The organism is Serinicoccus shuyuelongi (assembly GCF_045032955.1).
GTDB lineage: Bacteria > Actinomycetota > Actinomycetes > Actinomycetales > Dermatophilaceae > Ornithinicoccus.
Map to the genome: position 1 here is coordinate 163,458 of NZ_JBJFZU010000008.1, position 10,782 is coordinate 174,239.

7 protein-coding genes are annotated in these 10,782 nt (G+C 72.3%); 6 read left to right on the forward strand and 1 reads right to left on the reverse strand.

Annotated features, from left to right (window positions below):
* The first annotated feature begins 23 nt into the window (after nt 1-23).
* The 5 genes from ACI3EY_RS11555 to ACI3EY_RS11575 all read left to right on the forward strand — a co-directional run bounded on the left by ACI3EY_RS11555 (nt 24) and on the right by ACI3EY_RS11575 (nt 7,526).
* Complete coding sequence (locus ACI3EY_RS11555; RefSeq protein WP_405040490.1) at nt 24-1,916, forward strand: 2-oxoacid:acceptor oxidoreductase subunit alpha; 1,893 nt, start codon at nt 24-26, stop codon at nt 1,914-1,916.
* Nucleotides 1,913-3,115 carry a 2-oxoacid:ferredoxin oxidoreductase subunit beta gene (locus tag ACI3EY_RS11560; RefSeq protein WP_405040491.1) on the forward strand — a complete coding sequence of 401 codons (1,203 nt, stop codon included), beginning with the start codon at nt 1,913-1,915 and terminating at the stop codon, nt 3,113-3,115. Before ACI3EY_RS11555 ends, ACI3EY_RS11560 begins: the two co-directional genes overlap by 4 nt.
* Nucleotides 3,112-4,047 carry an EamA family transporter RarD gene (rarD, locus tag ACI3EY_RS11565; RefSeq protein WP_405036413.1) on the forward strand — a complete coding sequence of 312 codons (936 nt, stop codon included), beginning with the start codon at nt 3,112-3,114 and terminating at the stop codon, nt 4,045-4,047. Before ACI3EY_RS11560 ends, rarD begins: the two co-directional genes overlap by 4 nt.
* 121 nt (nt 4,048-4,168) lie before the next feature.
* Complete coding sequence (locus tag ACI3EY_RS11570; RefSeq protein WP_405040492.1) at nt 4,169-4,804, forward strand: TetR/AcrR family transcriptional regulator; 636 nt, start codon at nt 4,169-4,171, stop codon at nt 4,802-4,804.
* Nucleotides 4,805-4,820: 16 nt separating this feature from the next.
* Nucleotides 4,821-7,526, forward strand: coding sequence for an MMPL family transporter (locus ACI3EY_RS11575; RefSeq protein WP_405036411.1), 2,706 nt, complete (start codon nt 4,821-4,823; stop codon nt 7,524-7,526).
* Here the strand turns inward: ACI3EY_RS11575 and ACI3EY_RS11580 are convergent.
* Complete coding sequence (locus ACI3EY_RS11580) at nt 7,496-8,578, reverse strand: hypothetical protein (protein ID WP_405036410.1); 1,083 nt, start codon at nt 8,576-8,578, stop codon at nt 7,496-7,498. The genes ACI3EY_RS11575 and ACI3EY_RS11580 overlap by 31 nt on opposite strands.
* A 113-nt stretch (nt 8,579-8,691) precedes the next feature.
* Between ACI3EY_RS11580 and ACI3EY_RS11585 the strand changes: the two genes are divergently transcribed.
* Nucleotides 8,692-10,695, forward strand: a complete 2,004-nt coding sequence (locus ACI3EY_RS11585) for a PhoX family protein (RefSeq protein WP_405036409.1) — start codon at nt 8,692-8,694, stop codon at nt 10,693-10,695.
* Nucleotides 10,696-10,782 lie beyond the last annotated feature (87 nt).

Genomic DNA, 10,782 nt, shown 5'->3' on the forward strand with positions numbered 1-10,782 from the left:
GGAGAGTACCCTTGTCTATTGTCATGTCTTCCACACCACTGCACCAGCTCGAGCGCGTCGTCATCCGTTTCGCCGGGGACTCCGGGGACGGCATGCAACTCACCGGCGACCGGTTCACCTCGGACACCGCCAGCCTCGGCAACGACCTGTCGACCCTGCCCAACTTCCCGGCCGAGATCCGCGCCCCCCAGGGCACCCTGCCGGGCGTGAGCAGCTTCCAGGTGCACTTCGCCGACCACGAGATCGCCACCCCCGGGGACGCCCCGGACGTGCTCGTCGCGATGAACCCGGCGGCGCTCAAGGCCAACCTTTCCGACCTGCCGCGCGGGGCGACGGTGATCGTGAACTCCGACGAGTTCAGCAAGCGCAACCTGGCCAAGGTCGGGTATGCCGTCAGCCCGCTCGAGGACGACTCGCTGGCCGACGCCGGCTACCACGTGCACGCGCTGCCGCTGACGTCGATGACGGTGGAGGCGCTCGCCGACGTCGAGGGCCTGACCCGCAAGGAGAAGGAACGCGCCAAGAACATGCTGGCCCTGGGCCTGCTGTCCTGGCTCTATTCGCGTGACGTCGCCTCGACCGAGGCCTTCCTGCGCGCGAAGTTCTCCTCCGCGCCGGAGATCCTCGAGGCCAACCTGACCGCGCTGCGCACCGGGCACGCCTACGGCGAGACCACCGAGGACTTCGCGGTCCGCTACCAGGTGGCGCCCGCCCCGATGACCCCGGGGACCTACCGCACCATCACCGGCAACCAGGCGATGGCCCTCGGCCTGGTCGCCGCCGCGCAGCGCACCGGGCTGCCGCTGGTCCTCGGGTCCTACCCGATCACCCCCGCCTCCGACGTGCTGCACCAGCTGTCCAGCCTCAAGGGGCACGGGGTGACCACGCTGCAGGCGGAGGACGAGATCGCCGCCGTGGGGATGGCGCTGGGCGCCAGCTTCGGCGGGTCGCTGGGGGTGACCACCACCTCCGGTCCGGGTCTGGCCCTGAAGAGCGAGACCATCGGCCTGGCGGTCGCCACCGAGCTGCCGCTGCTGGTCATCGACATCCAGCGCGGTGGGCCCTCCACCGGGCTGCCGACCAAGACCGAGCAGGCGGACCTGCTGCAGGCCCTGCACGGACGCAACGGGGAGTCCCCGGTGGCGGTCGTCGCCGCCGCCTCGCCGACCGACTGCTTCGACGCGGCGCTGGAGGCGACCCGGATCGCCACCACCTACCGCACCCCGGTGATCCTGCTCTCCGACGGCTACCTCGGCAACGGCTCGGAGCCCTGGCGCATCCCGACCGCGGCCGACCTGCCCGACCTGACGGTCACCCACGCGACCGAGCCGAACGCCACGGACGCCAAGGGGGAGCCGGTCTTCCACCCGTACCTGCGCGACCCGCATACCCTGGCCCGGCCGTGGGCGGTGCCCGGCACCCCCGGCCTGGAGCACCGGATCGGCGGCATCGAGAAGGCCGACGTCACCGGCAACATCTCCTACGACCCGGACAACCACGACAAGATGGTCCGGCTGCGGGCCGCGAAGATCGAGCGGATCGCGGACTCGCTGCCCCCGCTCGAGGTGGACGACCCCGGCGGTGAGGCGCGGGTGCTGGTGCTGGGCTGGGGCTCGACCTACGGTCCGATCGCGGCCGCCACCCGGCTGGTCCGGGCGACCGGGGCCCAGGTGGCGCGGGCGCACCTGCGTCACCTCAACCCCTTCCCCGCCGACCTGGGCGACGTGCTGCGCCGCTACGACCGGGTGCTGCTGCCGGAGATGAACCTCGGCCAGCTGGCGCTGCTGCTGCGCGGGCGGTACCTCGTCGACGTGCGCAGCCACACCACGGTCCGCGGCCTGCCCTTCGCGGCCGGCGAGCTGGCCCAGGTGATCCACGAGAACCTCATGGACGTCGAGCAGGAGGTGACCTCATGAGTACGGACCTCGGTATGCCGGTGAGCGGGCTGAGCGGTGTCCCCGCCGTGGGCGAGGGACAGCAGCAGACCAAGAAGGACTTCACCTCCGACCAGGAGGTGCGCTGGTGCCCCGGCTGCGGCGACTACGCGGTCCTGGCCTCGGTGCAGGGCTTCCTGCCGAGCCTCGGCCTGCGCCGGGAGAACATGGTCTTCGTCTCCGGGATCGGCTGCTCCAGCCGGTTCCCCTACTACCTCGACACCTACGGCATGCACTCCATCCACGGGCGCGCGCCGGCGATCGCGACCGGCCTGGCGACGGCGCGCGAGGACCTGTCGGTCTGGGTGGTCACCGGTGACGGCGACGCCCTCTCGATCGGCGGGAACCACCTCATCCACGCGATGCGGCGCAACGTCAACCTGACGATCCTGCTCTTCAACAACAAGATCTACGGGCTGACCAAGGGCCAGTACTCCCCCACCTCGGACGTCGGCGCGGTCACCAAGTCGACCCCCGCCGGGTCGGTGGACCACCCCTTCAACCCGGTGTCCCTGGCGCTGGGTTCGGAGGCCACCTTCGTCGCCCGGACCATGGACTCCGACCGTGCGCACCTCACCGAGGTGCTCAAGGCCGCGGCGGAGCATCGGGGCACCTCGCTGGTGGAGATCTACCAGAACTGCCCGATCTTCAACGACGGCGCCTTCCAACTGCTCAAGGACCGGGACGAGGCCACCACCCGGATCGCGCACCTGCGCGCCGGCGAGCCGGTCCGGATCGGTGCCCAGGGCTCGCCGGAGGCCCGGGTCGTGGTGCGCCGCACGGACGGGCGTCTCGAGGTGGTGCCCGAGGGGCAGGTCCCGGACGGGACCAGCGTCGTCGTGCACGACCCCACGGAGCAGGACCCGACCCCGGCGTTCGCGCTCTCCCGGCTGGACGACCCGAGCATGCAGACCGTGCCGATGGGGATCTTCCGGCAGGTGCAGCGCGCCACCTACGACGACGCCGTGCGCGAGCAGGTCACCGCCGCCCAGGGTGCCGCCGGTCCCGAGCGCGGGGAGGCCGCGCTGGACACGCTGCTGCACGGGCGGGACACCTGGACGGTGGACGGCACCCGGCCGGGCGAGGTCGAGCAGACCCTGGAGGGTGAGACCACCGAGGGCCCGACGGCTGCCGCCGGGGACGCTCTCGCGGACGAGGGTGACGAGGTCCAGCGGGAGTGACCGACGCAGCCAGGCGTCGCCAGCAGGGCACCCTCTACGGCTTCCTCGCCTACCTCATCTGGGGAGCCTTCCCCCTCTACTTCGCGCTCCTGGCGCCGACCGGCCCGTGGGAGATCGTCGCCCACCGGATCATCTGGACCTTCGTGCTGTGCGCCGCGGTGCTGGTCATCACCCGGGACCTACGCTGGATGCTCGAGCTGGCGCATACCCCACGGCGGCTGGCCGGGGTGGTCGTCGCCGGCGTGCTGATCACCGCGAATTGGGGCATCTACACCTACGCCGTCCTCACCGGGCACGTCACCGAGGCCGCGCTCGGCTACTTCCTCAACCCGCTGGTCACGGTGGGCCTCGGGGTGGTCATCCTGCGGGAGCGGCTGCGGCGGTTGCAGTGGGTGGCCGTCGGGATCGGCGTGCTGGCCGCGGTCTACCTGACCATCGACTACGGGTCGCCGCCGTGGATCAGCTTCGTGCTGGCGTGCTCGTTCGCTCTCTACAGCCTGATGAAGAACCGGCTGGGCGTCTCGCTGTCGCCGTTCCGCTCGCTGATGGGCGAGACGATGGCGGTGCTGCCGATCGCCGCGGTGATCCTGTGGTGGCTGGCCCGGGACGGAGCCCTCACCTGGGGAGGTCACGGCACGCTGCACAGCGGTCTGCTGATGTCGACCGGGGTCGCGACCGCGGTGCCGCTGCTGCTCTTCGCCGCGGCCGCGAGCCGGGTGCCGCTGTCGACGATCGGGCTGCTGCAGTTCCTGACGCCCTTCCTGCAGCTGCTGACCGGGGTGCTGCTGCTGGGCGAGACGGTGCCCACCTCGCGCTGGGCCGGTTTCGCCCTGGTGTGGGTGGCCCTGGTGGTGCTCTCCGCGGACATGGTCGGCGAGCTGCGCCGGGCACGACGCCACCGCAAGGACCTGACCCATCCCGCACCCGTCTGAGGGGGAATCAGTCGCGACGCCCGGTGGGGTTCAGAGCAACCATTCGCGGCGCTTGGTGATGGTCTGCGGATTGCACGATGTGCAATTTTGCACGGTGTGCATGCTTGCGTATGCTGGTCCGGTGACCTCGCCCTCCCCCCTCGGCCGCCGTGAGCTGAACAAGGCCCGGACGCACGAGGCGATCGTGGCGGCGCTGCGAGAACTGGTCGAGCGGATGCCGGTCGAGGAGATCACCGTCGACCAGGTCGCGGAGCGGGCCGGCATCTCCCGGCGTACCTTCTTCAACTACTTCGGCAGCATCCCGGCCGTCCTCAGCTCGGCGATGGCCGACCTGGCCGCGCAGATGCTGGGGATGATCGACGCCGACGCGCTGCGCCGCGACCCGGTCACCGCGATGCGCGACCTGGTCTCCCGGGGCGACATCCCCCTGGACCTGCTCGGCTGGCTGGCGGCGCTCACCCACGACGGCACCCAGACCGACGCCGGCGTCCTGCTCGAGCGGACCGTGTGGTCCGACCTGGCCGCCTGGCTCGAGGAGCAGCTGCACCCGGTGCTGGCCAGCTCCGACCCCCTGTACGTGCCCACACTGGCGGCTGCCGTGATGAGCTGCTTCAAGGCCGCCGAGCAGGCCTGGGCGACCCAGATCGGGATCGACGGGGCCGACGGGGCTCTCTCCCCGACCGACGTCGCCGCCTTCCACGACCACCTGGACCGGGCCCTGGGGCATCTCGCCCAGGGCTGGCGGCCCACCACCTGACCCGAGAGGACCCTCCGTGGCCACCTTCCTGCACCGCCTGGGGCGCTGGTGCGCCCAGCACCGCTTCCGCGTCATCGGCGCCTGGGTCGCACTGCTGGCGCTGACCGTCACCGGCATGCTCACCCTGGCAAAGCCGCTGTCCAACGAGTTCTCCATCCCGGGCAGCCGGTTCGAGGTGGTGCTGCAGACCCTGCGGGACGAGATCCCGGAGGCGGCCGGCACCACCGGCACCGTGGTGCTGAGCAGCGAGCAGCCGTTCACCGCCGAGCAGCGGGAGGCGGCGGCACAGGCGGTCGCGGAGTGGGACGCCCTGGACTCGGTGAGCGCCGTGGACCCCTTCGAGTCGCAGGACCAGCTGGACGCGACCGAGGACGACCTGGCTCAGGGGCGGGCCGAGCTGGAGGACGGCCGCGCCCAGCTCGAGGAGGGCCGCGCGGAGCTGGAGACCGCCCGCGAGCAGCTCGAGGAGGGCCGGACCCAGCTGGAGGCCGGCCAGGCCGAGCTGGACGAGCAGGCCGATCAGCTGGCCACCGCCCAGGACGAGCTGGACGCCCAGGTCGAGGAGCTGGACGCCGGCGTCGCCGCCGGTCAGGTGCCCGCCCAGGCGGAGCAGGCCGCGCGTGCGGAGATCGCCGCGGGCCAGGAGCAGATCGACGCCGGGCGGGAGCAGCTGGACGCCGGCCAGGAGCAGCTGGACGCCAGCGCCGAGGAGCTGCAGGCCGGCGAGGACGAGCTGGCCGAGGGTGAGGCGACCCTCGAGGAGTCCGCCCCGGAGATCGAGGCCGGCGAGGAGGAGCTCGCGGCCGGCGCCCGGCTGGCCGAGATCACCGACGGCTTCCGGGTCGTCAACGCCGAGGGCACGGTCGCGCTGAGCCAGATCTCGGTCGCCGACGCCGAGGGCTTCATCCCGCCGGAGACCACCGAGGCGATCCAGCAGATCGGATCGGACCTGGAGTCCGAGGGCATCGCCGTCGACTTCTCCAAGGAGATCACCGACGACCTGTCCAGCCTGCTCGGCCCCGGTGAGGTCGTCGGCCTGGCCGTCGCCGCGGTGGTGCTGCTGGTCATGCTCGGCACCCTGGTCGCCGCCGGCCTGCCGATCCTGATGGCGCTGGTCGGCGTCGGCGTCGGCCTCACCGGCGCGCTCGCGCTGTCCCAGTGGTTCGACATGCAGTCGATCACCCCGGTGCTGGCGCTGATGCTGGGCCTGGCGGTCGGGATCGACTACTCCTTGTTCCTCATCAACCGACACCGCCAGCAGCTGCAGCAGGGCATGGACGTGCGCAGCTCCATCGCGCTGGCGGTGGGCACCTCCGGCAACGCGGTCACCTTCGCCGGCCTCACGGTGATCATCGCGCTGGCCGCTCTCACCCTCACCGGCATCCCGTTCCTGGGCGTGATGGGTCTGGTCGCCGCCGCCACGGTGGGCATCTCCGTGCTCGTCGCCATCACCCTCACCCCGGCGATGCTGGCGCTGATCGGTCAGCGGGTGCTGCCGCGCCGGGCCCGGGAGGGGCACGCCCGTCACCGGGAGAGCCAGCAGGCGCACGAGGCCGACACCGGGCGCGGTTGGGCCGCAGTGGTCCAGCGCCGTCCGTGGTGGGCGATCCTGGCGGTCCTGGCGATCGTGGCCGGGCTGGGTTACCCCACGGCGCAGCTGCGCCTCGGCCTGCCCGACGGCAGCAGCGAGCCGGCCGGCTCGACCGCCTACACCACCTACGACACCGTCCGCGAGGAGTTCGGTGCCGGCGCCAACGGCCCGGTGCTGGTCGTCGCCGAGCTCGACACCCCGGTGGCGGACGGCACCACCGCGCTGACCACCGCGCAGGCCGACCTGGCCGAGGAACTGATGGCCGTCGAGGGCGTGCAGCAGGTGCTGCCCGCCGGGGTCAACGAGGCCCGTGACGTGCTGGCCTTCCAGCTGCAGCCGGAGGGTGGGCCCGCGGAGGCCTCGACCGAGGACCTCGTCGACCGGTTGGGCACCGCGGTCGAGCAGATCGGCGCCGACCAGGACGCCACCCTGGGCCTGACCGGGCAGACGGTGGCCAACATCGACGTGTCCGAACGGCTGGCGGACGCGCTCCCGCTCTACCTGGTGGTGGTCGTCGGGCTGTCGCTGATCCTGCTGCTGCTGGTCTTCCGCTCCATCGTCATCCCGCTGCTGGCGACCGGCGGGTTCCTGCTCAGCATCGCCGCGGCCTTCGGTGCGGTGGTCTCGGTCTACCAGCTCGGTTTCGCCTCGAGCATCTTCGGGGTGAACGAGGCCGGGCCCATCCTGTCCTTCCTTCCCATCCTGCTGATCGGCATCCTGTTCGGGCTGGCGATGGACTACCAGGTCTTCCTGGTGTCCTCGATGCGCGAGGAGCACGTGCACGGCAAGGACGCGCGGACCGCGGTGGTCACCGGCTTCAACCACAGCGCCCGGGTGGTGACGGCCGCGGCCATCATCATGATCTCCGTCTTCGCCGGCTTCGTCTGGGCGCACCTGACGATGGTCCGGCCGATCGGGCTGGGCCTGGCCGTGGGTGTCCTCGTCGACGCCTTCCTGGTCCGGATGACACTGACCCCGGCGGTGATGTCGCTGCTCGGCGAGAAGGCCTGGTGGCTACCGCGCTGGCTGGACCGGATCCTGCCGGACGTGGACGTCGAGGGCGCCCAGCTGGAGCGGCAGCTCAGCGGCTCGGCCCCCGGTCAGGAGGAGGAGCCCTCCCCCAGCCGCTGACCCGCCGCCTGCAGCAGCGTCCGGGCGCCGGTCCGTGCCGCCTCGTCACCCTCGGTGACCTGGAGCGCGAACCGGCGCCCGTCGCGCTTGTGCACCACGATCCCGGTCAGCCCCGGCCCCACGATGTAGGCCGTGCGGTCCGGCAGCGCCCGCAGCCCTATCCCGCCCCAGGCCATCGGGTCCAGCTCCTGCACGTGCACCCCGGCCACCTGCCGGGCCGGCACCCGGGAGAGCGGCACCGGCAGCACCGCCGAGCGCACCCGCAGGCCGTCGGCGTCGACGCTGACCGTGATCCGTGACCAGGCCAGCGCCAGCACCCCGGGGAGCACCCCGGCGAGCAGCACCACGAGGATCAGCGACCACGTCTCGGAGCGCACCACCAGGAGCACCAGGACGGCCGTGAAGACGACGACCAGCCCCCACCCGATCACCCGCAGCGTGGTCGAGGCCACCTGTGTCGTCCACGGCTGCACCGGGCGCACGCCGCGGCCGCGGACCGGGCGCACCCGCGCACGTTCCGGGATCTGCTCGTCCAGCTCGGCCTGCGCCGGCCGCCGGGTGCCGTGCACCCGGTGTGCCACGACCGCGGCGGCAAGCGCCCCGGCCACCGCGAGCAGCGCCCACCACTGGCGCACCTGATCCGCCCCGACGACCTGCACCCGCCACAGGGTCAGCGCGTAGAGCAGCACCGCCCCCCAGGCCACCCCGGCGACCGCCGTCAGCAGCCACCGGCCCCACAGCGCCGGCACCACCCGCTGCAGCACCGAGGTGCCCGCCGCGGCGATGACGCACAGCACCGTGGCGCTGAGCACCACCGCGGTGAACCCGGGGCCGTCGGTGAAGCCGTCGGGCAGGTCCCCGCTCCAGTGGGTGGGCACCCGCGCCGGGGGTGACAGCACGGTCATCGCGACCAGCAGCACCGGCAGTGCCATGATCACCCAGAGTCCGGCCAGGGCACGGCGCATCGTCGAGGTCCTTTCGTCGTCCGGCACCCAGGGTATGCCGCCGCGACCGCTCCCCCAGACGTCACCGGAGCGCCGTCGCAGGTTCACGTGGTCGTCGCCGACCACGCCCCCGGGCCGCCGTAGGTTCGCAGGCAGGCGCGCTCGCCGCGATCCTCGCGGTCCGTGCCTGCCGTCCCCCCGCACCCTGCCGAAGGATCGACGTGAACGTCCCCACCCGCCGCAGCCTGCTCCCGCTGCTGAGCCCGTCCGCGCACGTGACCAACCGCAGCCCCGAGACGTGCCGCTACCGCTGCGGCGACCAGTGCGCCCAGCCGGTGCCCAACACCTCCGGGGCCACCTACTTCGGTGATGTCCTCGCCTCGTCGGTGCGCCGACGGGCACTGCTGCAGGGCGGCGCCGCCGGGGCAACCGCCCTGGGGCTGGCCTGGGGCACCGCGCAGCCGGCAGCCGCCGGGGGCGGGAAGGGGGGCAGGCCCGGCCTGGCCGGCTTCGTACCGATCGAGCCCACCCCCGCCGACGTCGACGACCTCGTCGTCCCCACCGGCTACACCTGGTCGCCGGTGATCTCCTGGGGCGACCCGGTCGAGGCCGGTGCCCCCGCCTTCGACGTGGACGCCCAGAGCGTCGAGGCCCAGAAGAAGCAGGCCGGCTACAACGCGGACTACCTGACGCTGCTGCGCGGTGGCCCGGGCAACAACAGCGCCACCCAGGCGCTCATCGTCTTCAACAACGAGTACACCAACCCCGAGCGGATGTTCCCCGGCTTCACCGGCACGCTCACGCCCGAGCAGGCCGAGATCGAGATGGCGGCGCACGGGATGACCATCGTGGAGGTCCGCCGCCAGGGTGCCTTCGCCCCGTGGACGGCACAGCCGGGCAGCGGACCGCGTGGGTCGCGTCGCGGTGCCCGCAACCGGCGCATCCACACCTGGACCCCGTTCACCGTGGACGGCCCGGCGGCCGGTGCCGCGTGGATGCGGACCAGCGCCGACCCGCAGGGCCGGACGGTCCTCGGCACGCTCAACAACTGTGCCGGCGGGGACACCCCCTGGGGCACCGTGCTCTCCGGCGAGGAGAACTTCCACCAGTACTTCAACGCCGACGGTGCCGAGGACGAGGGCCGCCGCCTGGAGCGCTACGGCATCACCACCTCCGGCCGTGGCTGGGAGCAGGCCGACCCCCGCTTCCGCCTCACCGAGGAGCCGAACGAGGTGAACCGCTTCGGCTGGATCGTCGAGGTCGACCCGCACGACCCGACCTCGACGCCGGTCAAGCACACCGCGCTGGGACGCTTCAAGCACGAGGGGGCGACCGTGCGGCTGGCCGCGGACGGACGGGCCGTCGCCTACATGGGCGACGACGAGCGCTTCGACTACGTCTACAAGTTCGTCTCCGCCGGCACCTACCGCGCGGGGGACCGGGCGCACAACATGACCCTGCTCTCGGAGGGCGACCTCTACGTCGCCCGGTTCACCGGCGACGGACTGGGGGACGACGAGTTCGACGGCACCGGCGAGTGGTTGCCGCTGGTCGTGGACGGCAGCTCACGGGTGCCCGGCATGGACGTCGCCGAGGTGCTGACCTGGACCCGTCTGGCGGCGGACCGGGTGGGCCCCACGGCGATGGACCGCCCCGAGGACGTGCAGCCGAACCCGCACACCGGCAAGGTCTACGTCGCGCTCACCAACAACACCCGGCGGGCGCCCAGCCAGATCGACGAGGCCAACCCGCGGGCCAACAACAAGCACGGGCACGTCATCGAGTGGACGGAGGCCGGTGGCGACGCCGCGGCGCTGACGTTCAGCTGGCGGATCGTGCTGATCGCCGGTCACCCCGACGACCCGAGCACCTTCTTCGACGGCTACGACCGGAGCCAGGTCAGCCCGATCAGCTGCCCGGACAACGTCGCCTTCGACGGTGACCCGGACCACCTGTGGATCTCCACGGACGGGGCGCCCGGCACCATCGGCACCTGCGACGGCATGTTCCTCATGCCCACCGCCGGCGAGGACCGCGGCAAGGTCCAGCAGTTCCTCTCGGTGCCCTCGGGCGCGGAGTGCTGCGGCCCGGTCGTCTCCTGGGACGAGCGGTCGGTGCTGGTCGCGGTCCAGCACCCGGGCGAGGGCAGCCAGAGCGCCTATCCCTACCTGGGCGACAGCGTGCCCCGGCCGGGCGTCGCGCACGTCTACCGCAGCAGGGGCTGACACCCAGGACCGCGAGTGCGGTCACCCTAGGAGGACCTCCATCGCCCCACAAAATGGTGAAGGTCCACCTCGGGTTAACACAATCCC

Coding starts and splice junctions, on each gene's coding strand:
- ACI3EY_RS11555 (WP_405040490.1), top strand. CDS start 24: ATGTCTTCCACACCACTGCACCAGCTCGAGCGCGTCGTCATCCGTTTC.
- ACI3EY_RS11560 (WP_405040491.1), top strand. CDS start 1,913: ATGAGTACGGACCTCGGTATGCCGGTGAGCGGGCTGAGCGGTGTCCCC.